Annotated in this window: 18 protein-coding genes; 13 read left to right on the top strand and 5 right to left on the bottom strand. The window is 68.5% G+C overall.

The annotated features are described in order from the left end of the window. Positions 1 to 145: 145 nt before the first annotated feature. The 4 genes from AC3A3X_RS01085 to AC3A3X_RS01070 all read left to right on the top strand — a co-directional run bounded on the left by AC3A3X_RS01085 (position 146) and on the right by AC3A3X_RS01070 (position 6,427). Complete coding sequence (locus AC3A3X_RS01085; RefSeq protein WP_487581211.1) at positions 146 to 1,552, top strand: cytochrome ubiquinol oxidase subunit I; 1,407 nt, start codon at positions 146 to 148, stop codon at positions 1,550 to 1,552. A 5-nt stretch (positions 1,553 to 1,557) separates the two neighbouring features. Continuing rightward, positions 1,558 to 2,574, top strand: a complete 1,017-nt coding sequence (cydB, locus tag AC3A3X_RS01080) for a cytochrome d ubiquinol oxidase subunit II (protein ID WP_487581347.1) — start codon at positions 1,558 to 1,560, stop codon at positions 2,572 to 2,574. Between the two features lie 273 nt (positions 2,575 to 2,847). Further along, positions 2,848 to 3,117 carry a YcgL domain-containing protein gene (locus tag AC3A3X_RS01075; RefSeq protein WP_158732871.1) on the top strand — a complete coding sequence of 90 codons (270 nt, stop codon included), beginning with the start codon at positions 2,848 to 2,850 and terminating at the stop codon, positions 3,115 to 3,117. A 4-nt stretch (positions 3,118 to 3,121) separates the two neighbouring features. Next, positions 3,122 to 6,427, top strand: a complete 3,306-nt coding sequence (locus tag AC3A3X_RS01070) for an ankyrin repeat domain-containing protein (RefSeq protein ID WP_487581346.1) — start codon at positions 3,122 to 3,124, stop codon at positions 6,425 to 6,427. Positions 6,428 to 6,533: 106 nt separating this feature from the next. On the opposite strand, the gene AC3A3X_RS01065 is transcribed toward AC3A3X_RS01070, so the two are convergent. Then, positions 6,534 to 8,363, bottom strand: coding sequence for a monovalent cation:proton antiporter-2 (CPA2) family protein (locus tag AC3A3X_RS01065; protein WP_487581210.1), 1,830 nt, complete (start codon positions 8,361 to 8,363; stop codon positions 6,534 to 6,536). Between the two features lie 153 nt (positions 8,364 to 8,516). Here AC3A3X_RS01065 and AC3A3X_RS01060 point away from each other — a divergent pair, with 153 nt between their 5' ends. From AC3A3X_RS01060 to AC3A3X_RS01050, 3 genes are all read left to right on the top strand, one after another. Further along, a complete protein-coding gene (locus tag AC3A3X_RS01060) occupies positions 8,517 to 8,762 on the top strand; it encodes a hypothetical protein (RefSeq protein WP_487581209.1) in 246 nt (81 codons plus the stop codon). Next, positions 8,735 to 9,586 carry an energy transducer TonB gene (locus AC3A3X_RS01055; protein ID WP_487581208.1) on the top strand — a complete coding sequence of 284 codons (852 nt, stop codon included), beginning with the start codon at positions 8,735 to 8,737 and terminating at the stop codon, positions 9,584 to 9,586. Before AC3A3X_RS01060 ends, AC3A3X_RS01055 begins: the two co-directional genes overlap by 28 nt. 152 nt (positions 9,587 to 9,738) lie before the next feature. Continuing rightward, complete coding sequence (locus tag AC3A3X_RS01050; protein ID WP_487581207.1) at positions 9,739 to 10,539, top strand: energy transducer TonB; 801 nt, start codon at positions 9,739 to 9,741, stop codon at positions 10,537 to 10,539. 75 nt (positions 10,540 to 10,614) lie between these two features. Here the strand turns inward: AC3A3X_RS01050 and rho are convergent, their stop codons facing one another. Both rho and trxA read right to left on the bottom strand, forming a co-directional pair. Further along, positions 10,615 to 12,390 carry a transcription termination factor Rho gene (gene rho, locus AC3A3X_RS01045; protein WP_487581206.1) on the bottom strand — a complete coding sequence of 592 codons (1,776 nt, stop codon included), beginning with the start codon at positions 12,388 to 12,390 and terminating at the stop codon, positions 10,615 to 10,617. A 258-nt stretch (positions 12,391 to 12,648) separates the two neighbouring features. Beyond that, positions 12,649 to 12,975, bottom strand: a complete 327-nt coding sequence (gene trxA / locus AC3A3X_RS01040) for a thioredoxin TrxA (protein WP_200607627.1) — start codon at positions 12,973 to 12,975, stop codon at positions 12,649 to 12,651. 288 nt (positions 12,976 to 13,263) lie between these two features. Here trxA and rhlB point away from each other — a divergent pair, with 288 nt between their 5' ends. The 6 genes from rhlB (at position 13,264) to rpoH (ending at position 19,427) form a co-directional block, all read left to right on the top strand. After that, entirely contained in the window at positions 13,264 to 14,979 is a 1,716-nt protein-coding gene (gene rhlB, locus AC3A3X_RS01035) for an ATP-dependent RNA helicase RhlB (protein WP_487581205.1), read from the top strand. A 212-nt stretch (positions 14,980 to 15,191) separates the two neighbouring features. Then, the gene (gene ftsE / locus AC3A3X_RS01030; protein WP_487581204.1) at positions 15,192 to 15,878 is read left to right on the top strand and encodes a cell division ATP-binding protein FtsE; all 687 of its coding nucleotides are present in this window, start codon (positions 15,192 to 15,194) and stop codon (positions 15,876 to 15,878) included. 74 nt (positions 15,879 to 15,952) lie between these two features. Beyond that, entirely contained in the window at positions 15,953 to 16,852 is a 900-nt protein-coding gene (gene ftsX, locus AC3A3X_RS01025; protein ID WP_487581345.1) for a permease-like cell division protein FtsX, read from the top strand. An 11-nt stretch (positions 16,853 to 16,863) separates the two neighbouring features. Continuing rightward, positions 16,864 to 17,706: a response regulator gene (locus AC3A3X_RS01020; protein WP_487581203.1), complete on the top strand. Its 843-nt coding sequence runs from the start codon at positions 16,864 to 16,866 to the stop codon at positions 17,704 to 17,706. After that, the gene (gene ung, locus AC3A3X_RS01015; RefSeq protein ID WP_487581202.1) at positions 17,703 to 18,422 is read left to right on the top strand and encodes a uracil-DNA glycosylase; all 720 of its coding nucleotides are present in this window, start codon (positions 17,703 to 17,705) and stop codon (positions 18,420 to 18,422) included. The genes AC3A3X_RS01020 and ung overlap by 4 nt, the downstream gene beginning before the upstream one ends. A 114-nt stretch (positions 18,423 to 18,536) precedes the next feature. Then, complete coding sequence (rpoH, locus tag AC3A3X_RS01010) at positions 18,537 to 19,427, top strand: RNA polymerase sigma factor RpoH (protein ID WP_487581201.1); 891 nt, start codon at positions 18,537 to 18,539, stop codon at positions 19,425 to 19,427. Positions 19,428 to 19,627: 200 nt separating this feature from the next. On the opposite strand, the gene AC3A3X_RS01005 is transcribed toward rpoH, so the two are convergent. Continuing rightward, the gene (locus tag AC3A3X_RS01005) at positions 19,628 to 20,890 is read right to left on the bottom strand and encodes an NAD(P)/FAD-dependent oxidoreductase (protein ID WP_487581200.1); all 1,263 of its coding nucleotides are present in this window, start codon (positions 20,888 to 20,890) and stop codon (positions 19,628 to 19,630) included. Next, positions 20,887 to 22,215: an MFS transporter gene (locus AC3A3X_RS01000; protein WP_487581199.1), complete on the bottom strand. Its 1,329-nt coding sequence runs from the start codon at positions 22,213 to 22,215 to the stop codon at positions 20,887 to 20,889. The genes AC3A3X_RS01005 and AC3A3X_RS01000 overlap by 4 nt, the downstream gene beginning before the upstream one ends. Between the last annotated feature and the right edge of the window lie 3 nt (positions 22,216 to 22,218).

Genomic DNA, 22,218 nt, shown 5'->3' with positions numbered 1-22,218 from the left:
AGGCAAAAAACTGCCGAAGCGTATCAGTCCGCGGGTTTGCCGGATCGGGTCATGCGTCATGGGAAACAGTGAAGTGACCCGGACGAGGGTGACAGCCCCAGTGACGCGGCGCACAATCATGTGCAGGAAGTCATGGAGTTACGCCGTGGACTCACTGCTCCTTTCGCGCATCCAGTTCGGCTTTGTCATCTCGTTCCACATCCTGTTCCCGGCTTTCACCATCGGCCTGGCGAGCTGGCTGGCCTTCGCCGAATGGCGCTGGCTGCGCACCCGCGACACCCTGTGGCGCGACCTGTACTTCTTCTGGACCAGGATCTTCGCCCTGTCGTTCGGCATGGGCGTGGTGTCGGGCATCGTCATGAGTTTCCAGTTCGGCACCAACTGGGCCACGCTCAGCGAGCAGGCCGGCAACATCCTCGGGCCGTTGCTCAGTTACGAGGTGCTGACGGCGTTCTTCCTGGAAGCGACGTTCCTCGGCGTGATGCTGTTCGGCTGGGGGCGCGTCAACGAGCGCATGCATTTCCTGGCGACCTGCATGGTCGCGCTGGGCACGCTGATCTCCGCGTTCTGGATCATCTCCGCCAACAGCTGGATGCAGACGCCGACCGGGTATCGCATCGTCGATGGCGTGTTCGAGCCGGTCAGCTGGATGCAGATCGTCTTCAATCCTTCGTTCCCGCTGCGCCTGGCGCACATGGTGCTGGCGGCGTTCATCACCACGTGCTTCGTGATCGGCGGCGTCGGTGCGTCCTACCTGCTGCGCGGCGTTCACGTCGAAGCCGGAAAGCGCATGCTGAAGGCGGCGGTGATATTTGCCGCGATCACGGTGCCGGCGCAGGTGATCGTTGGCGACCAGCATGGTCTGGTCGCGCTCGAGCACCAGCCGATCAAGGTCGCGGCAATGGAGGGGCATTGGGACCACTATCCCAAGGGCGAAGGTGTGCCGCTGGTGCTGTTCGCGGTGCCCAATGAGAGGACCGAGCGCAACGACTTCGAAGTCGCGATCCCGAAACTGGGCAGCGTGATCCTCACGCACACGCTCGACGGCGAGATAGCGCCGCTGAAGTCCGTACCGGCCAGCGAGCGCCCGCCGGTGAAGCCGGTGTTCTACGCGTTCCGGGTGATGGTCGGCCTGGGCACGCTGATGCTGCTGCTGGCGATGGTGTCGCTGTGGCTGCTGTGGCGCGGTCGCCTGTACGCCTCGCGCATCGTGCTGCTGGGCTGGAAGGCGCTGATGCTCTCCGGCTTCGTCTGCATCCTCGCCGGCTGGTACGTGGTCGAGATCGGCCGCCAGCCCTACGTCGTCTACGGCCTGTTGCGCACGGCCGATGCGGTCAGCCCGATCCTCGCCGCGGCGAGCGTGATGACCTCGCTGATCGTCTATGCGCTGGTGTACGCCATCGTCTTCGGCGCCGGCATCTGGTACCTGCGCAAGCAGGTGATCAAGGGCCCGATGCCGCACGAACCGCCACAGCACACCGAAGGTGGCGACAAGACGCCGGCGCGGCCGCTGTCGGCGTCCGGCGACAACCTCCAGGAGGGTGCGCAATGAACAGCATGACCGACCTGGCGACCGTACTTCCGGTGGTGTGGTTCGGCGTCATTGGCTTCGGCGTGCTGATGTACGTCGTGCTCGACGGTTTCGTGCTCGGCCTGGGCATCCTCGCGCCGTTCGCCGAAGACGAACACCAGCTCGACCAGATGATGAACACCGCCGCGCCGATCTGGGACGGCAACGAGACCTGGCTGGTGCTCGGCGGTACCGGACTGCTGGCGGCATTCCCCAAGGCCTACGCGGTGGTGCTGTCGGCGCTGTACCTGCCGGTGCTGCTGATGCTGATCGCGCTGGTGTTCCGGGGGGTCGCCTTCGAGTTCCGCTTCAAGGCGCAGCGCAGCAAGCCGGCCTGGGGCGCGGCGTTCGCGCTGGGCTCGATGTTCGCCGCCTTCGCCCAGGGCGTGACCCTCGGCGCGCTGGTCGAGGGCATGCCGCTGCAGGGCGGCAAGTACCTGGGTGGCGCCTTCGGCTGGTTCAGCCCGTTCTCGATGCTGACCGGCGTGGCGGTGGTGTTCGGCTATGCGCTGCTGGGCTCCACCTGGCTGATCCTCAAGACCGAGGGCCGCACGCAGCTGGTCGCGCGCAGCCTGACCCGGCCGCTGGTGCTGGTGGTGGTCGCCTTCATGGGGCTGGTCAGCGCCTGGCTGCCATTCCTCGACTCGCGGATCATGGCGCGCTGGTTCGAGGGCCCGAACTTCTGGTGGCTGGCGCCGGTGCCGCTGCTGGCCCTGGTCAATGCCTTGGCCCTGTGGCGCGCGGCCATGCGCCAGGGCCGTGACGCCACCCCGTTCCTGTTGACCCTGTGCTTCTTCGCGCTCGGTTTCGCCGGGCTGGTGCTGGGCATCTGGCCCAATATCGTTCCGCCGGCCCTGACCATCTGGGATGCGGCCTCGCCGCCGTCCTCGCAGGGTTTCGTGCTGGTCGGCCTGATCGTGCTGCTGCCGGCTATCCTGGGTTACACCTACTGGTCCTATAGCGTGTTCAGGGGCAAGGTCGCGGCGGACGCGGGGTATCACTGAGGGGCGAGGAGCGGGAACGGGGAACGGGGAACGGGGAACGGGGAACGAAGGGCGACGTCCTCCTGATACGGAACCATTGCCGTACGGCTTCAGCGGGGACTCGACGAAAGCAGCGGCCTCCCAGCGACGGCCGCCGATCGTTCCCCGTTCCCCGTTCCCGCTTTCAGCCCTTGAAAACCTGAACCTTCCGTTGTGCCTGCCTGCCACAACGACAGGTATGCTGTGTCCAACATCACGTTGCGGCCGTATTTGCCGCTGCTTTCGTCCGGACCGATGCAAGCCTACGTCTACAAGAGCCTCCGCAAGGCCGACACCTACGTGTACCTCGCCAAGCGCGACGAGTTCGCGCGCCTGCCCGAACCGCTGCGCACGCAACTGGGGACGCTGCAGTTCGTCCTCGAAGTGGCGCTGACGCCGGAGCGCAAGCTCGCCCGCGGGGACGCGGCCGTCGTGCGCGAAAACCTGGCAGCGCGGGGATTCCACCTGCAGTTCCCGCCGACCCTGGACGATCCAATGACGGAGGACTGGGGCACCGATGCGTGAGCCGATGCCGCTGAAAACGCCGTCTTCGACTTGGTCGCTGCGCCTGGGCGGCCTGCTCGCCGGCGCGGCCGCACTGTGCCTGCTGACCGGTTTGGGCAGCATCGTCGCCGCGGTCGCCGGCGTCCTCGCCCAGCCGCTGGCGGCATTGGCCGCGCGCGGCTGGCGCGACGGCGCCCTGCCGACGCGCAGTGAAGCATTGCGCGAAGCCGGCGTGCTGGCACTGCTGTGGGCCGCGGCAACCGCCGTGCTGGCGGCGGTCGTGGCCTGGCCGCTGTCCTCGCTGCTGCAGACCGGCTCGCTGGCGTCCGCGCTTGGCCTGAGCGCCGTGACCGGTGTCGCCCTGCTCGGCCTGTGGCGGCTGTGGCCGCTGTGGCTGGGTGCCGAACGTGAGGGCGGGCCGCTGCGCGAGCACTGGCAAGCCCTGGGCGAACTGGAACTGAGCGCCTGGCGCGGCCTCGGCGTCGCCGCGATCGTGCTGGCGCTGGCCGCGGCCGTGCTGCTGCTGGCCTGGCCGGGCGTACTCGGCGGCGGCGCGCGCTGGACGGTCGCCGTGCTGTTCGCGCTGGCCACGCCTGCGCTGCACCTGCTGCTGCAGCAGGTCGCCCCGGCCGAGCCGCTGCCCGGCTTCGCCTACGACGATGACGACGAGGAAGAGGACGAACCGGTCGTCCTCGTCGACGGCGAACCGCTCGCCCCGGCGTTGTATGCCGCGGCCCGTAGCGGTCGCGTCGAACGCGCGCTGGAGCTGATCGAACTCGGTGCCGATGTCTCGGCGCCGCCGCCTGCCGACGAGCGCGACCAGCGCAGCCTGGCCGTGCTGGCCGCGGTGCTGCCGGACCTGCGCCTGCTGCGCACGCTGATCGCCCACGGCATCGACCTCAACGCCACGCACGCCGGCATGAACCCGCTGCTCGCCGCTACCCGCGACAGCTGGCACGGCCGACCCGATGCCGTCATGACCCTGCTCGCCAACGGCGCCGATCCGCGCCGGACCGATGCCGAGGGCAACACGCCGCTGCACCACGCCGCGCGCAGCTCCGACCCGGGCGTGGCCGCGCTGCTGCGCGATGCCGCGGCCGAGCTCGATCCGCTCAATCACGACGGGCTGTCGCCGCTCGGCGTTGCCTGCGCCAGTGGCAACTGGCGCCTGGCCAAGTTCCTGCTCGAGCGCGGCGCGCGCCCGGAACCGGCAGGTGGCCAGCCGGTATTGCTCGCCGCGGCCGGCGCCGACGAGGACGACGTCGCCGGTGTCGGCCTGCTGCTCAAGCACAAGGCACGCGTGGACGCGCGCGACCGTCGCGGTCGCAGCGCCCTTCACGAGGCCGCCCACGCCGGTCATCTCGACATCGCCGCAGCGCTGCTCACTGCCGGTGCCGACGCCGATGCGCGCGACCTGGAAGGTCGCAGCCCGTTCCTCGAGGCCGCTCGCGGCGGCCATCTCGATATGCTCGAACGACTGCTGGCGCACCTGCCGCGCGCTGGTGCCGATGCCGCCGTGGCCGTCGACAGCCGCGGCCGCAACGCCCTGGTGCTGGCCTGCATGGCCGATTCGCCGGCGCCGGCGCTGGTGCAGCGACTGCTGGATCTCGGCGTGGATGCCGAACAGCGCGATGCCGACGGCAAGCGCGCCATCGATCGCGCCGCCGAAGCCGGGCGCTGGTCATTGGTGGCCGCGCTCGACCGCGCCTATCCGCTGCCGTCGGCGCTCAGCGAGGACGGCGACGACGATGCGCCGCTGCCCGACCGCGCCCCGACCGTGTTGCTGCGCGATGGCCTGCGCGATGGCCGTGCCGAGGAACTTGGCGGCCTGGCGCAACTGCTCAGCGCCAGCGAACGCGGCGCGCTGCTGCACGACGACGAGTCGGCGACGTCGGCGCAGCGCGTGCACTGGCTGCTCGCCCAGGGTGCCGATCCGGAAGCACGCAACAGCGCCGGCGACACGCCGGTGCAGGCATTGATCGCGCGCGGCGGCCAGGCCGTGCCGTCGCTGCTGGTACTGCTGCGCCGTGGCGTATCGCCGGCCGGTGCCGGCGGACTGGCGCGTTTCCTCGCCGCCTGCCACGGCGACGACGGCGCCGGTACGAACCTGGAAGCGGTCGCGCTGGAACTGATCGAGCGCGGCGCCGACCCGTTCGCGCGTTCGCCTGCCGGCGACCCGGCGCTGGCGCTGGCCGTGCGACTGGACTGGACGCGTCTCGTCGAGCGCCTGCTCGCGATCGGCGTCGACCTCAACGCCCGCGACAGCCATGGCATGAGCGCCTTGCACCTGGCCGCCGCGCTGGGTCGCGACGAGATGCTCAAGCGCCTGGTGGCGCAGGGCGCTGCCCCCGACTTGCTGGCCGCCGACGGTCAAACCCCGCTCGGCGTGGCGCTGGCCTCGGGCCGCCGCGACCTTGCCGACTGGCTCGACTGGCGCGGCTGGCCGTTGCCCAGGCGCCCGCTGCAGGCGCAGGACGTGCCGGCGGCCGCGATCATGGGCGATGCCGACGCCGTGCGGCGCCTGCTCGATCTCGGCCTGCCGGTCGATGCCGTCGACGCGCAGGGCTGCACCGCATTGCTGCGCGCCGCCGGTGGCGGTCATCGCGCAGTGGTCGACCTCCTGCTTGCTCGCAATGCCGACCCGAAGGCCACCGCCCATTCCGGTGCGACGCCGCTGTCGGCGGCGGTGAGCATGCGCCACGCCGAGATCGTCGACCGTCTGATCGCCGCCGGCGCACCGCTGGAGCAGCGCCTGCCGGGCGAGCTGACCGTGCTGATGGTTGCGTGCGCCCTGGGCCTGACCGACCTGGCCGCACGGCTGCTGGCCGCCGGTGCCGACGTCCAGGCCTGCGACGCGCAGGGCCGACAGGCGCTGCATTGCGCAGCGATGTACGGCTTCAACGCGCGCGAGCGTTCGCGCCTGGTGGCCTTGTTCGACACGCTGCTGCTGGCCGGTGTCGACGCCGACCATCCGGCGGCGGGTGCGACCCCGCTGTTGCTGTTGCTGGGCGCGCGCGCCGAACCTGGCACCGCCGCCGACGAGGATGTGCTGATCGCCGGCATGCAGTTGCTGGTCGACCACGAGGCCGCGCTCGATGCCAAGGACCCGCGCGGCTTCGGCCCGCTGCACCTGGCGGCGCTGCACGGCCTGTTGCGCGTGGTCCAGTTCCTGATGCGCGCCGGTGCCGACCCGGACCTGCGCGATGCGCTCAACCGCACGCCACGCGAGATCGCCGTGATGCGCGGCTTCATCGACATCGCGGCGGAGTTCGCACCGCCGGCGTCGGGCCAGAACATGTCGATGGCGCGGTTCCTGCGCGAGCCACGCTGAGTCCGGCGTCCCGGCGCATCACGTCGTCCCGGCGCACGCCGGGATCCAGGCCCACAGCCTGTCCGCCCTTTCACCGTCATCCCGGCGTTCGCCGGGATGACGGGAACTACTCCTCGTCCAGCACATTCTCTTCGTTGCGCGTCGCATCGGCGATCTCGCCGAGCACGCCCTCACCGAAGTCGGCGTTGAACAGTTCCTCCAGCTCGCGTCGCGCATCCTGCGTCGACTGCAGCAACGCGTCCTCGTCGTCGCGGATCAGGTACTGCGCACGCAGCAGGCGCTGATCATGTTCGCGGAAGCGTTCGGCATGGTCGCGCGCGACGTCTTCGGGCAGGCCCAGCTCGACCAGCACCTTCTCGCCCATGCGCAGGCTGCTGTAGAACGTCTCGCGCAGCGCCCGCGCACCCAGGTCCATCAGCTCCCACGCATGGCGACGATCGCGCGCACGGGCGAACACCGTCGCCTCCGGATACAGACGGCGAATCGTGCGCACCGTGTGCAGGTTCTCCTCGACGCCGTCGATCGCGACCACGAACACCTTCACATGTGCCGCGCCGGCCGATCGCAGCAGCTCGGCCTTGGCCGGATCGCCGTAATACACCGGGTTGCCGAAGCGGCGCACGAAGTCGACCTGGTCGGCGCTGTGCTCGATGCCGATGAACGGAATCTTCTGCGCGACCAGCAGGCGCGCGACGATCTGCCCGAAACGGCCGAAGCCGGCGATCAGCACCTGCGGCACGCCGTCCTGCGGAATGGTGTCGAACTCGCGTTCCTTGCGCCGCACCGGGTTGGAAGCGAGCAGGCGCGAAATCGCGATCAGCAGCAGCGGCGTCAACGCCATCGACACACCGACCGCGGCGGCGAGCCGGTCGCGCATCGGGTCGTCGATCAGGCCCGACTTCACGCCTTCGTTGAACAGCACGAACGCGAACTCGCCGCCCAGCGCCAGCACGCCGCCCAGCTGCAGCGCACCGCGTGGGTCGAGCCCGCCCGGGCGTCGCCCGATCAGGTAGAGGATGGCGAACTTCACCACCATCAGCACCGCCACCAGTCCGGTGATCATCCACGGCTCGGACAACACCCGCTGCAGGTCGATGCTCATGCCCACGGCAATGAAGAACAGGCCCAGCAACAAGCCCTTGAACGGATCGATCTGTGCTTCGAGTTCGTGGCGGAATTCCGAATCGGCCAGCAGCACGCCGGCGATGAACGCGCCCAGGCCTGCCGACAGTCCCGCGATCTGCATGATCCAGGCGCTGCCGAGCACCGTCAGCAGTGCCGCGCCGGTAAACACCTCGGGCATCTGCGCGCGCGCGACCACGCGGAAGACGTGCCGCAACACCACGCGACCGCCGATCACCAATGCCACCACGGCGCCAACGGCCTTGAGCACATCGTCCCAGCCGAACTCGGCACCGCCGGCGCGACCCAGCAACGGGATCGCCGCCAGCAACGGGATCGCGGCAAGGTCCTGGAACAGCAGCACGCCGAACGCCACGCGGCCGTGGTCGGTGGTCAGCTCCTTGCGCTCGGACAACAGCTGCAGGCCGACCGCGGTGGACGACAGCGTCAGGCCGAGGCCGACCAGCAGCGCTGCCTGCCAGCTCAACCCCGCGACCATCGCCAGGCCGCCCAGGGCCAGCCCACACAGCAGCACCTGCAGGCCGCCGACGACGAAGACCGGCTTGCGCATCACCCGCAGTCGCGCCGCCGACAGTTCCAGGCCGATCACGAACAGCAGCATCACCACGCCAATCTCGGCGGCGGTGAGCACCCGCTCTGCCTCGGTCACGACCCGCAGGCCATAGGGGCCGAGCACCACGCCGGCGGTCAGGTATCCCAGTACCGCGCCCAGGCCGAAGCGACGGAATATCGGCACCGCGATCACGGCGGCCAACAGGAATACCAGAGCAAGTTCCAGACCACCGCTGTGCATGAGCACCTCCTGGATTCGAGTATAAGTGCCGCCCCCCGCCGGCAGGCCGTGATGCCTTCGTCCGTTGCCCGCGACCGGCCCATGCAGGGGACGGGGTTGTGCGAAGCCACGATTCCGAGTGTGATCTGCGCACCGCATCGATAAGGAGGTCGCATGGCAAGGCAGGGATGGTGGGCGTTGGCGCTGGTGGCCTCGGCGCGCGCGCCGGAGGAAGTCGGCCGGCAGGTCGAGGCGAGCATGCGGGTGACCGGCTCGGTCGACATCGAGCGCGATGGCGGCGTGTACTCTGATAGCGACAATGGCCGCGCCTGCTGGCGCCGCCGGGGTAGGGCGCCACGGCGCCAAGACTGCCGCGGAGCGCCGCCGCCGCATTGCCGCGAACAGCAAGGGGACATGTGATGGGAATCGGAAAGTTCAGCAACGTGTTGGTCGCGCTGGCGCTGCTGCTACCCGGAGCCTTGCTCGCGTTCGAGCAGGATCGGTCGTATGCGCTTCACGCAGAAGGCGAGATCGTCCTCAATCCGGACGGAACCGTGCGCGACTACACATTGACGTCGACCGAACTGCCGCCATTGATCGCCGCGCCGGTCGATCGCAGCGTACGCAGCTGGCGCTTCGTGCCGGTGCTCGTGGATGGCCAGCCGGTTGCGGCCAAGACCCATTGGAACCTGCAACTGTCTCTGGAGCCGGTGGATGGAAGCTACCGGATGCGCATCTCGAAGATAACGTTCGGCGACCCGAAGAGCGCCGGCCGTCTGACGCCGCCGATGTATCCACGCGATGCGGCCATCGCCGGCGTTGGTGCACAGGTGGATCTGGTCCTAAAGCTTGACGACAAAGGCAAGGTCATTGCGGTGCATTCGTACCAGACCAGCCTGACCCACAGGGCGAACGACAAGGTCGCCCGTGCCTGGCGGCGTCGCTTCGAGCAGGCTGCGGTCCAGGCGGCAATGCAGTGGACGTTCGACCTGACCGAAACCATCGATGGCAAGGCCATCGAATCGATCACGCAGGTACCGGTCGACTTCATCGCCCCAACCACCAATGGCGATGGCATCAGGCGCTGGCAGTCCTACGTACCCGGTCCGATCAGCCCGGTGCCATGGCCTGAGGCGACCGGCGCGGTCGCCGACCTCGACCAGCGCGAGCCGGGAGACGACGCGCCACGCTCGATGTCCTCCCGCTTTCGGCTGGTCGACGACGTCGTCGGCAGGGTCCTTTGATCGGAGCCATGCCGCTCAGGCACGGCAGGTATCGGACCGGAGTCACGCGCCTGACACCGATCGGCGGTTGATTCCCGCGGCGCGGTTACACTTGCGGGAAACATCACGAACGGAAATTGACGATGGGGATCGGGGCGTTTCGAAGCATTGTGATGGCGGCTGCCCTGATGCTTCCCGGAATGTCGCATGGGTCTGGGCCGGTGAAGTCATACGCGCTTCGCGCAGAAGGTGACATCGTCCTTAACCAGGATGGAAGCGTTCGTGACAGCACGCTGACGACTACCGAGTTGCCGCCAGCGATTGTCGCCACGGTTGATCGCAACGTGCGCAGTTGGCGTTTTGAGCCGATCCTGATCGACGGCCATCCCGTCGCCGCCAAGACCCATTGGCGAATGCAGTTGTCCGTGGAGGCCGTCGACGGCAACTATCAACTGCGAATCTCGCGCGTGAGCTTCGGTGATCCCAGGCTCACCGGCGCTGGGGCGCTACCGAAGTATCCAGGCGCCACCGTGGAGGCTGCTGTCGGCGCGACGGTGGAGCTGATCCTGAAGCTCGATGACAAAGGCAACGTGGTCGCGGTGCATCCGTATCAGGTCAGCCTGACCCATCGGGTGTCCGAAAAGCTCGCCGATGCCTGGCGCAAGCGCTTCGCGTCGGCAGCGATCAAAGCTGCCATGGCATGGAAATTCGATCTGACGGAGACGATCGGCGGGCAGGCCACGGATTCGATTATCCAGCTGACCGTCGAATACGTGCCTTCGTCATTCAATGTCAATGGCAGCGGGCCGCCATGGCGCGCTTACGTGCCAGGCCCGATCAGCGTCGTGCCATGGCCGGAGGCAACACTTGCTGCCACAGGCGTGGACGAGCACGGGGGAGAGGACGACGACACGCCGCGTTCCATGTCCTCCCGCTTTCGTCTGGTCGACGACGTCGTCGGCAAGGTGCTCTGAGCCAAGATATCCTCAACCGCAGCAACGAAAAACGCCCCGCGATGCGGGGCGTTCTCGTTGCGTCACACGTAGAACTCAGCGCTTCATCGAGCTGAAGAACTCGTCGTTCGACTTGCTCGTCTTCATCTTGTCGAGCAGGAACTCCATTGCGCCGATCTCGTCCATGCCGTGCAGCAGCTTGCGCAGGATCCAGATCTTCTGCAGCAGTTCCGGCTCGATCAGCAGGTCCTCGCGGCGGGTGCCCGAACGGTTGATGTTGATCGCCGGGTACACGCGCTTCTCGGCGATACGACGGTCCAGGTGCACTTCCGAGTTGCCGGTGCCCTTGAACTCTTCGTAGATCACCTCGTCCATCTTGCTGCCGGTGTCGATCAGCGCGGTGGCGATGATCGTCAGCGAGCCGCCTTCCTCGACGTTGCGCGCGGCACCGAAGAAACGCTTCGGGCGGTGCAGGGCGTTGGCGTCGACACCACCGGTCAGGACCTTGCCCGACGACGGCACGACGTTGTTGTAGGCACGGGCCAGGCGGGTGATCGAGTCGAGCAGGATGACCACGTCGCGCTTGTGTTCGACCAGGCGCTTGGCGCGCTCGATCACCATTTCGGCGACCTGTACGTGGCGCGCGGCCGGCTCGTCAAACGTCGAGGAGACCACTTCGCCGCGCACGGTTCGCTGCATTTCGGTCACTTCTTCCGGACGCTCGTCCACCAGCAGCACGATCAGATGTACGTCCGGGTGGTTGTGCGTGATGGCCGTGGCCACCTGCTGCATCATCATCGTCTTGCCGGCCTTGGGCGGCGAGACGATCAGGGCGCGCTGGCCTTTGCCCTGCGGCGCCATCAGGTCGAGGATGCGGCCGGTGATGTCTTCCGTCGAACCGTCGCCACGCTCCAGGCGGAACTTGCGGCGGGGGAACAGCGGCGTGAGGTTCTCGAACAGGACCTTGTTCTTGCTCGCTTCCAGCGGCTCGCCGTTGATCGTGTCGACCACGGCCAGGGCGAAGTAGCGCTCGCCGTCCTTGGGCCAGCGGATGCGGCCGGACAGATGGTCGCCGGTGCGCAGGTTGAAGCGGCGGATCTGGCTGGGCGAGATGTACGTGTCGTCCGGACCGGCCAGGTAGCTGGCCTCATGCGAGCGCAGGAAGCCGAAGCCGTCGGGCAGGATTTCCAGCACGCCGTCGGCGGCCACGCCCTCGCCATGACGGGTCAGGACCTTGAGCAGGGCGAAGATGACGTCCTGCTTGCGGGCACGGGCGACGCCTTCCTGGATCTGCAGGGTGTCGGCGAGGTCGAGCAGCTTGTTCGCCGGCATCCGCTTGAGGTCGCCCAGCGAGTACTGCGGGAAGCCCTCGGGCACCTGCGGGTGCGGGCGCGGCACGAACTGCTCGCCGTTGCCGCCGTCGTCCTCCATGCCACCCTGGAACCGGTCGCGCTGGCGGTCACGGCGGTTGCGGAAGCGGTCGCGGCGGTTGTTGCGGCCGCCTTCGTCGCCACCCTGGCCCTGGCCTTGCTGCTGGCCCTGCTGGCCGCCGCCCTGGTTGCGGTTCTGGTTCTGGCCTTGGCCACCTTGGCCTTGACCCTGGTTCTGACCGCCCTGGCCACGCTGGCCCTGGCCGCCTTCGCCCTGCTGGGCGGGGGCGCCATCGGCGCGGGGTTCGGAGGGAGCGGCGGCCGGAGCGGGCGCGCTGGGGGCCGGGGCAGCCGGCGGCGGGGCTTCCGCGCGCGGCGCCGGGGCGCTGGGGATGTCGAGTTGGGTCTGTGCGGCGGCGGCGTTGTCGGCGGCCTTGCTCACACGCGGCTTGCGCACGCGCTTTTCGGCGGTGTCGCCAGCGTCGGGGGTGTTATCGGACAAGCAGGGATTCCTCGCTAAGGCGAGCGCTCGCAGGCGGCGAGCGGGACGTCAGGGACGATGGGTTATCAGAGGGGGTGCGGCGCCGCGACTGGTCACGCGACAGGTCTACGAAAACGCCGGGTGAGACGAAACTAGCACTGCCAAAGCGTGGCGGCAAGCGTCTGGACAGGGGGCGTTCACATCGCCGGAGGGGCCGGCGGAGCTGCGCCCGGAGGGCGGGCGCAGCGCAGGGGCTCGTTACGGGGCCGGGGCCCGGCCTCAGAGCGCCTTGTCGATCATCTGGCTGAGCTGGGCCTTGCCCACCGCGCCGATCTGGGTGGCCTGGACCTGGCCGTTCTTGAACAGCAGCAGCATCGGGATCGAGCGCACGTGGTACTTCATCGCCGTGTTGCGGTTGTGGTCGACATTGACCTTGGCGATCTTGACCTTGCCCTCGTAGGCGGCGGCCAGCTCGTCCAGGGCCGGGGCGATCATCTTGCACGGGCCGCACCATTCCGCCCAGAAGTCCACCAGGACCGGCTCGGACGACTGCAGCACGGCGGCATCGAAATCGGCATCGCCGACGTGCAAAATTTTCTCGCTCACGGGGTTCTCCTGCGGGTTGGATCGACGGCCGAGGGGCGGCACGGGCCGCCGGCCCGGCTGGGGCCGGCCCGGGACCGGCGGTGCCGGATCGGGCGTTACGGTAAACTGGGGCGTTTCGCGGCGACTTCAAGCCCGCCGCCGACACCCGAACCGAGCCGGCTCTCATGAGGCATGACCCTCTCTGGGACCGGCCCCGGCAGTCTGCGATGCGGACGCCACCCACGCAAGCGCACTATTGCAAAACTGCATGCTGCAGATAGCACGGTCCGCGCGGACAGACTGAAGCTGATGAGCGACAAGCCCCTAACCGATATTTCCTTTTCGACCTACGACCTGCATCCGAGCCTGTTGGCCGGACTCGAGGCCGCAGGATTCACCCGCTGCACTCCGATCCAGGCACTGACGCTGCCGATCGCACTCACCGGACGTGACGTCGCCGGCCAGGCCCAGACCGGCACCGGCAAGACGCTGGCGTTCCTGGTCGCGGTGATCAACCGCCTGCTGACGCGTCCGGCGCTGGCCGAGCGCAAGCCCGAGGACCCGCGCGCGCTGATCCTCGCGCCGACGCGCGAACTGGCGATCCAGATCCACAAGGACGCGGTCAAGTTCGGCAGCGACCTGGGCCTGAAGTTCGCCCTGGTCTACGGCGGCGTCGACTACGACAAGCAGCGAGAGCTGCTGCAGAAGGGCGCCGACGTCATCATCGCCACGCCCGGCCGCCTGATCGACTACGTCAAGCAGCACAAGGTCGTTTCGCTGCACGCCTGCGAAGTCTGCGTGCTCGACGAAGCCGACCGCATGTTCGATCTGGGCTTCATCAAGGACATCCGCTTCCTGCTGCGCCGCATGCCGATCCGCACCGAGCGGCAGACGCTGCTGTTCTCGGCCACGCTCAGCCACCGCGTGCTGGAGCTGGCGTACGAGCACATGAACGAGCCTGAGAAGGTGGTCGTCGAGACCGAGTTCATCACCGCCGCCAAGGTCCGCCAGAAGGTCTACTTCCCTGCCGACGAAGAAAAGATCCCGCTGCTGCTGGGCCTGCTGTCGCGCAGCGAAGGTGCGCGCACGATGGTGTTCGTCAACACCAAGGCCTTCGTCGAGCGGGTCGCGCGTGCGCTCGAGCGCGGCGGCTATCGCGTCGGCGTGCTGTCGGGTGATGTGCCGCAGAAAAAGCGCGAGTCGCTGCTCAACAAGTTCCAGAAGGGCCAGCTCGAGATCCTCGTCGCCACCGACGTGGCCGCGCGCGGCCTGCACATCGACGGCGTCTCGCACGTCTACAACTACGACCTTCCGTTCGATGCCGAAGACTACGTCCACCGCATCGGCCGTACCGCCCGCCTGGGCGCCGAAGGCGACGCGATCAGCTTCGCCTGCGAGCGCTATGCGATGTCGCTGCCGGACATCGAGGCCTACATCGAGCAGAAGCTGCCGGTGGCGACGGTCGAGGCCGACCTGCTGGTCTCGCTGCCGCGTACGCCGCGCGAAGTGCCGGCCGGCGAGCCGGGTGAAGAGGAAGAAAGCATCGGCGCCATCTTCAAGGAAGCGCGCGAACAGCGTGCGGCCGACGAGGAGCGTCGCGGCGGTGGCAAGGGTCGCAGCGGCAGCGGTGCCGGTCCGCGTCGCGGCAGTGGCGGTGGTCGCCCTGGCGAGCGTCGTGAAGGCGGTGCGCCGCGTGGCGAGCGCAAGCCGCGCGCGGCGGCAGCCGTGGCCGAGGCGGGTGCATCGGTGGTGGCCGCGCCTGCCGCAGCCGCAGCCGCACCCACGCCGGGCCTGGCCGATGCCGAGCGCGCGCCGCGCAAGCGCCGCCGTCGTCGTGGCGGCAAGCGCGTCGAAGGCAACGGTGAAGCCGCGGCCGTCGCCGCGCCGCAGAGCAAGGGCACCCAGCAGGTGCATGCGCAAAAGCCGCCGAAGGCTGCTGCGTCGGGCGAGAAGACCGGCCTGCTCAACCGCATCGGCCGCAGCCTGAAGTCGCTGATCACGCGCGCACCGCGCAGCCAGCACTGACTGCTCTGAGCCCCTCTCCCGCTAGCGGGAGAGGGGCTGGGGTGAGGGCAGGGGCGAAGCAGTCCAAGAGCGCCCTCATCCGCCCTCCGGGCACCTTCTCCCGCGAGCGGGAGAAGGGACTTTCACGATCACCGTCGCGGTTTTATTGACGCCGCTGGCCTTCCTCGCCCGCGCCACCGATACTTGCCGGCACGAGCAAGCACCGGTGAGCGATGAGCGTCCTGCGCTTCGACAATGTCAGCAAGCGATACAGCGGCGGCCACGACGCGCTGAGCGAAGTCAGCTTTGAAGTGGCGTCGGGCGAGATGCTGTTCGTGACCGGCCATTCCGGTGCCGGCAAGAGCACCCTGCTCAAACTCATCCATCTGTCCGAGCGGCCCAGCCGCGGCGCCGTGCTGTTCGGCGACCGCAACCTGCTCAAGGTGCGCGGCCGTCGCATCGCCCTGCACCGGCGCGATGTCGGCGTTGTGTTCCAGGACCACCGCCTGCTCGCCGACCGCAGCGTCGCCGACAACGTCGCCCTGCCGCTGATCCTGCGCGGCCTGCGCCGTGGCGACATCGGCAAGCGCGTGCGCAGCGTGCTCGACAAGGTCGGCCTGGGCGCGCGCGCCGAAGCCCTGCCGACGCAACTGTCGGCCGGCGAACAGCAGCGCGTCGGCATCGCCCGCGCCATCGTCGGCGAACCGCGCCTGCTGGTCGCGGACGAACCCACCGGCAATCTCGACCCCACTTTGTCGGCCGAAATCATGGCGCTGTTCGAGTCGCTGCCCGAGCGCGGCACCAGCGTACTGGTCGCCAGCCACGACCTGGCGCTGGTCAAGCGCATGAAGAAGCGCGTACTCGTGCTCAACCAGGGTCGCCTGGTCGACGACATCTCGCCGCAGGACCTGGCCCAGTGAGCGCGTCCTCGCCGGAAGCGACCAAGCCGCAGGCCCCGGCCGCCAAGGCGCGCCCGCAGGCGCCGCGTTCGCGCCTGGGCACCTGGTTCGACCACCACCTCTACAGCCTGGTCGCCAGCCTCGGCCGCATGTTCCACAAGCCCTGGGCGACCGCGCTGACCATCGGCGTGATGGCGGTGGCAATCACGCTTCCGCTTGGCCTGTGGGCGGCGCTGGGCAACATCGAGCGTTTCACCGGCTCGGTGCAGCAGGCGCGCCAGATCAGCCTGTTCCTCAAGCCGGCGGTCGCGCTCGACCGTGCCCGCGCGCTAGCCGACGAGCTGCGTGGCCGCGCCGACGTCGCCTCGCTCGAACTGCGCTCGCCGGAGCAGGGGATGCAGGAGCTGCGCGAGCACAGCGGCCTGGGTGAAGCCATATCTTCTGTTGAAGGCAATCCGTTGCCGAGCGTGCTGATCGTCAGCCCGAAGGGCGACGAAGCGATGCTCGCCGCCTCGCTGGCGAACCTGCCCGAAGTCGACGTCGTCCAGCACGACGCCGGCTGGCGCCAGCGCCTGGACAGCTGGCTGCGCTTCGGCGTGCGCCTGGCCTGGGTGCTGGCGATCCTGCTCGGCCTGGGCGCGCTGCTGGTGGTCGGCAACACGGTGCGCCTGGACATCCAGGCGCGCCGCGAGGAAATCGCAGTGCTGCAGCAGCTCGGCGCCACGGACGGCTTCATTCGTCGCCCCTTCCTTTATCTGGGCCTGAGCTACGGCCTGGTCGCAGGTGCGATCGCGCTGGCGCTGCTGACCGCGGCCGACCAGGCGCTGCGCGATCCGCTGGCCGACCTCGCCCGCAGTTATGGCAGCAGCTTCACCCTGCGCGGCTTCGACCTGCGCCAGGCAGCAGCCATCGTCTTCGGCTCCGGCCTGCTCGGCTGGATCGGCGCCGGTCTGGTTACCGGTCATTACCTGCGCCAGACCCGACCCATTTCGTAAGCAGTGAACGCATGACCTCCCACGACCTTCGCCACCTCGCCAGCACCGCGCCCCGGATCATGGTGGTGGACGGTTCCAAGCTGGTGCGCAAGCTCATCGGCGACGTGCTCACGCGCGAACTCGCCGACGCGGTGGTCGTGCCCTGCGCCGGCATCGCCGAGGCGCGCGCCGCGCTCGAAGCAGGCGCAGTCGACCTGGTCACCACGTCGCTGTCGCTGCCCGACGGCGACGGCATCGCCCTCGCGCGGGCGGTGCGCGAGGCGGCCGGCCAGGCCTATGTGCCGATCATCGTGGTGTCCGGTGATGCGCAGTCGCACCTGGAGTCGCGCAGCTTCACCGAAGACGTCACCGACTATTTCGACAAGGCACTGGGCCACACCGCATTGGCCGCCTTCATCCGCGGCTACGTGCACCCGCAGCCGATCCCCGGCGCGCGCGTGCTCTACGTCGAGGACAGCAAGGTCGTCGCGCTGGCGACCAAGCGCATGCTCGAACGCGCCGGCCTGAGCGTGCTGCACTTCATCGGCGTCGAGGAAGCGCTCGAGTTCCTCGAGACGCGCCGCGGTCAGGACGACATCGGCGCCGACCTGGTGCTGACCGACGTTTACCTGAAAGGCGCGCTGAGCGGCAACGACCTGCTCGAGCGTCTGCGCCAGGACTTCGGCCACGGCAAGCGCCGCCTGCCGGTGCTGGTGATGACCGGCGATGCCAACGCCCACAACCAGAGCGCGCTGCTGCGCGCCGGCGCCAACGACCTGGTGCTCAAGCCGATCGAAGAGCGCCTGCTGATCACCAAGACGCTGTTCCAGCTGCGCCTGTCGCGCTTGCCGGAGCAGGCGACGCTGGACGCATGAACGACGGCGGCGAGCGCGCCCACAGGATCGCACTGGAGCCCTCCTGGAAGGAGCGGATAGGCGACTACCTGCAACGTCCCGACATGCAGGCCCTGTCGAGCTTCCTGCGCGAGCGCAAGGCGGCCGGCGCCAGGGTCTATCCGCCCGGCCCCAGCATCTTTGCCGCCTTCGACGCGACACCGTTCGATGCGGTCAAGGTCGTCATCCTCGGCCAGGACCCGTACCACGGCTACGGCCAGGCCCATGGGCTGTGCTTTTCGGTGCTGCCCGGCGTGGCGGTGCCGCCGTCGCTGCTCAACATCTTCAAGGAGATCGAGCGCGACCTCGGCATCTCCCGACCCGACCACGGTTGCCTGTTGCCCTGGGCGCAGCGCGGCGTGCTGCTGCTCAATGCCGTGCTGACCGTCGAGGAAGGCCGTGCCGGCGCCCACCAGGGCAAGGGCTGGGAAGGCTTCACCGACCACGTCGTCGACACCCTCAACCGCGAGCGCGAAGGCCTGGTCTTCCTGCTCTGGGGCAGCTACGCCCAGGCCAAGGGCAAGGTCATCGATTCGCGCCGACACCGGGTGCTCAAGGCGCCCCACCCCTCGCCGCTGTCGGCCCACCGCGGGTTCCTGGGCTGCGGCCATTTCTCGGCCGCCAACGAGTACCTGCAGCGGCGCGGGCAGGGCGGAATCGACTGGTCGCTGCCCCCCAGGCACCAGTGGGCTGTCTGACTGCGTTTTCGGCACGATCCCGAACCTGAACGGTTTCATTGTTGCGCTGCTGCAACAGTGTGGAACTTCCAGGGCCTTTAGCAGTCCTACAACCCGACTGCTAAGATGCCTGCCATGACCACGAACAGCCTTTCCAACAGCGGCCTGTCCACTGCACTGGTGGCCAACAACATCCCGGTGCCGAGCGCGCTTGGCTCGCTGGACGCCTACGTCAACGCGGTGCACCGCATCCCGGTGCTGACCGTCGAGGACGAACAGGCGCTGGCCCGCCGTTTCCGCGAAGGCGAAGACCTCGATGCCGCCCGTGAGCTGGTGCACTCGCACCTGCGTTTCGTCGTGCACGTGGCCCGTGGCTACAACGGTTACGGCCTGCAGATCGGCGACCTCATCCAGGAAGGCAACATCGGCCTGATGAAGGCGGTCAAGCGTTTCGACCCCGACCAGGGCGTGCGCCTGGTGTCGTTCGCCGTGCACTGGATCCGTGCCGAGATGCACGAGTTCATCCTCAAGAACTGGCGCATCGTCAAGGTCGCCACGACCAAGGCGCAGCGCAAGCTGTTCTTCAACCTGCGCAAGTCCAAGACGCGCCTGGGCTGGATGAACGCCGAGGAAGTCCGCGCCGTGGCGCGCGACCTCAATGTCTCCGAGCGCGAAGTGCTGGAGATGGAATCGCGTCTGTCGGGTCGTGACATCGGCTTCGACGCGCCGGACGATGACGACGATGGCGCGCCGCCGTCGCCGGTCGCGTACCTGCGTGCCGACGGCGAGGATCCCTCGCAGACCTACGAGCGCGAGGACGAGGAAGACGGCCACCTGGCGCTGCTGCGCGAGGGCCTGTCGGAACTCGATGCGCGTTCGCGCGACATCATCAAGCGCCGCTGGCTCGACGACGAAAGCAAGATCACGCTGCAGGAGCTGGCCGACGAGTACGGCGTCAGCGCCGAGCGCATCCGCCAGATCGAGGCGAACGCGCTCAAGAAGATGCGGGCGCTGTTCGCGGCGTAAGCGTCAGCGATGAGATATGCAGGACGGCCCGGGAAACCGGGCCGTTTTGTTTTGCGGGTGTCGACCATCATCCGACGCCGCTCCGCCCCTCACCGTCATCCCGGCGAACGCCGGGATCCAGTGTCGGAGCATCAAGGTCGCGGCGTCAGTGTCCTGTTGAAGGCTACGGGCCTGGATCCCGGCGTTCGCCGGGATGACGTTCAGGGTTTGTCCTGCCCCAGGATGATCCGCGCATGCCGCTGGTAGCTCCAGTACGCCCACGCCCAGTTGATCAGCACGATGATCCGGTTGCGGAAGCCGATCAGGAAGAACACGTGCGCGGCAAGCCAGAACCACCACGCCAGCAGTCCGGACAACTTGAACCCGTGCAGATCGACCACTGCGGCCATGCGGCCGATGGTGGCGAGGTTGCCGAAGTCGCGATAGCGGAACGGCGGCGCGGGTTTGCCGGCCAGACGGGCGCGGATCGCCGCGGCCACATGCGCGCCCATCTGCTTGGCCGCCGGTGCCACGCCTGGCACCGGCTTGCCGTCCTGCACGACGCTGGCCAGGTCGCCGGCGATGAAGATCTCCGGATGGCCAGGCACGCTCAGGTCGGGCGCTACCGGTACGCGCCCGGCGCGATCGCGCTCCACTCCCAGCAGCGCTCCCAGCGGCGAGGCGGCAACACCGGCGGCCCACAACACGGTGCGCGCGGGCACGAACTGTTCGCCGCCCAGGGTGAAGCCACGCCCATCGATCGCGCTGACCGGCGTGCCGGTCACGACTTCGACGCCGAGCTTCTCCAACTGCCGCTGCGCCTTGGCCGACAGCGATTCCGGGAATGAAGCCAGCACGCGCGGGCCGGCTTCGATCAGCCGCACGCGTGCATGCGCCGGATCGATGTTGCGGAACTCGCGCTTGAGCGTGTGCCGGGCGATCTCGGCGAGCGTGCCGGCAAGCTCGACGCCGGTCGGGCCGCCGCCGACAACGGCGAAGCTCAGCCACGCGGCCCGCTCGTCGGCGTCGTCACAGGCCTCGGCGCGCTCGAACGCCAGTAGCAGGCGCCGCCGGATCGCCAGCGCGTCGTCCAGCGTCTTCAGCCCTGGCGCATCGCGGCTCCATTCGTCGTGGCCGAAGTACGCGTGCGTGGCACCGCTGGCGAGCAGCAGGCAGTCATAGGGAAGCTGCTCGCCATCGGCGAGCGTGACCGCGCGCGCCTGCATGTCGATGCCGGTGACCTCACCCAGCCGCACTTCCACGTTGCGCTGGTTGCGCAGGATATGGCGAAGCGGCGCAGCGATATCGGGCGACGACAGCCCGGCCGTGGCGACCTGGTAGAGCAGCGGTTGGAACAGGTGGTGGTTGCGCCGGTCGATCAGCGTGATGTCGACATCGTCAGCGGACAGTGCACGCGTCGCCCAGAGGCCACCAAAGCCGCCGCCGACGACAACGATGCGCGGACGTGCGGAAGGCGAGCTCATATCTCGGCTGCTCCTTGATGGGCGTCGTCGTAGTCGCGGTCGATGCGGGAATGATGCTTGGTATCGCGCATGAACACGTACACCGACAGCGACACGGCAACGCATGCCGTCACGTACCAGTAGAAATACGACTCATGGCCGGCTTTCTTGAACCACAGCGCCAGGTACTCGGCAGTGCCGCCGAACACCGACACGGTCAGTGCATAGGGCAACCCGACGCCGAGCGCGCGGATGTGCGCCGGGAACAACTCGGCCTTCACCACCGCATTGATGGACGTATAGCCGCTGACGATCACCAGCCCGGTCATCACCCATGCGAAGGCGCTCCAGACGCTGCCCGCCGCCGCGATGCCGCTGAGGATGGTGTAGGTGCAAAGCGTGCCGAGCACGCCGAAGGCGATCAGGATCGGGCGCCGCCCGGTACGGTCGGACAGTGCGCCCACCAGTGGCTGCAGCAGCATGAACACCAGCAGCGACGCCGCCGAGATCAGCGTTGCATCGGCCTTGCTGAAGCCGCCGCTGTTGACCAGGAACTTCTGCGGGTAGGTGGTGAAGGTGTAGAACGAGAGCGTGCCGCCCATGGTCAGGCCGACGACGGTCAGCACCTCGCGCGGGTGCTGCAGCAGCACCCGCAGGCTGCCGCGGCGCTTCGGGTCCTGGCTGCTGGCGGCCACGAACGACTCGGTCTCCTGCATGCCGCGCCGCAGGTACAGCGCGGTAACCGCGCACAGGGCGCCGACCACGAACGGGATTCGCCAGCCCCAGTCGTGCAACTGCTCTTCGGTCAGCAGCAGTCGTTGCAGCAGCACCAGCAGCCCGAGAGCGATCAGTTGCCCCATCACCAGTGTCACGTACTGGAAGCTCGACCAGAAACCGCGGCGGCGCGCGTCGGCCATCTCGCTCAGGTAGGTGGCCGAGGTGCCGTACTCGCCGCCGACGCTGAGGCCCTGCAGCAGGCGCGCGAACACCAGCAGTGCCGGTGCCGCCAGGCCGATGCTGTCGTGGCCCGGCGCGACGGCGATCAGCAGCGAGCCGGCGCACATCAGCAGCACCGACAGCATCAGCGCCGCCTTGCGGCCGTGGCGGTCGGCGTAGAGTCCCATCAGCCAGCCGCCGACAGGACGCATCAGGAAGCCGACCGCGAACACCGCGGCGGTATCGAGCAACTGCGCGGTGGTGTCGCCTTTGGGGAAGAAGTGCGGTGCGAAGTAGATGGCGAACGCGGAGTAGGCGTACCAGTCGTACCACTCCACCAGGTTGCCGACCGAACCGCTGAAGATGCTGCGCAGGCGGTGGGCGGGTGTGATCCGGGTCGTCGCATCCATGCG

This window comes from Lysobacter sp. Soil_N_23 (assembly GCF_057656135.1).
Note: the sequence above shows the minus strand (reverse complement) of the source record. Positions and strands in the feature narration are given on the sequence as shown.

Bases quoted from the DNA above. Each gene is read 5' to 3' on its own strand.
- AC3A3X_RS01005 (WP_487581200.1), bottom strand. From the start codon at position 20,890: ATGAGCTCGCCTTCCGCACGTCCGCGCATCGTTGTCGTCGGCGGCGGC.
- AC3A3X_RS01060 (WP_487581209.1), top strand. From the start codon at position 8,517: ATGGCAAGGCAGGGATGGTGGGCGTTGGCGCTGGTGGCCTCGGCGCGC.
- AC3A3X_RS01050 (WP_487581207.1), top strand. From the start codon at position 9,739: ATGGCGGCTGCCCTGATGCTTCCCGGAATGTCGCATGGGTCTGGGCCG.
- rpoH (WP_487581201.1), top strand. From the start codon at position 18,537: ATGACCACGAACAGCCTTTCCAACAGCGGCCTGTCCACTGCACTGGTG.
- AC3A3X_RS01020 (WP_487581203.1), top strand. From the start codon at position 16,864: ATGACCTCCCACGACCTTCGCCACCTCGCCAGCACCGCGCCCCGGATC.
- rhlB (WP_487581205.1), top strand. From the start codon at position 13,264: ATGAGCGACAAGCCCCTAACCGATATTTCCTTTTCGACCTACGACCTG.
- AC3A3X_RS01075 (WP_158732871.1), top strand. From the start codon at position 2,848: ATGCAAGCCTACGTCTACAAGAGCCTCCGCAAGGCCGACACCTACGTG.
- ung (WP_487581202.1), top strand. From the start codon at position 17,703: ATGAACGACGGCGGCGAGCGCGCCCACAGGATCGCACTGGAGCCCTCC.
- ftsE (WP_487581204.1), top strand. From the start codon at position 15,192: ATGAGCGTCCTGCGCTTCGACAATGTCAGCAAGCGATACAGCGGCGGC.
- AC3A3X_RS01000 (WP_487581199.1), bottom strand. From the start codon at position 22,215: ATGGATGCGACGACCCGGATCACACCCGCCCACCGCCTGCGCAGCATC.
- AC3A3X_RS01070 (WP_487581346.1), top strand. From the start codon at position 3,122: ATGCCGCTGAAAACGCCGTCTTCGACTTGGTCGCTGCGCCTGGGCGGC.
- AC3A3X_RS01065 (WP_487581210.1), bottom strand. From the start codon at position 8,363: ATGCACAGCGGTGGTCTGGAACTTGCTCTGGTATTCCTGTTGGCCGCC.
- cydB (WP_487581347.1), top strand. From the start codon at position 1,558: ATGACCGACCTGGCGACCGTACTTCCGGTGGTGTGGTTCGGCGTCATT.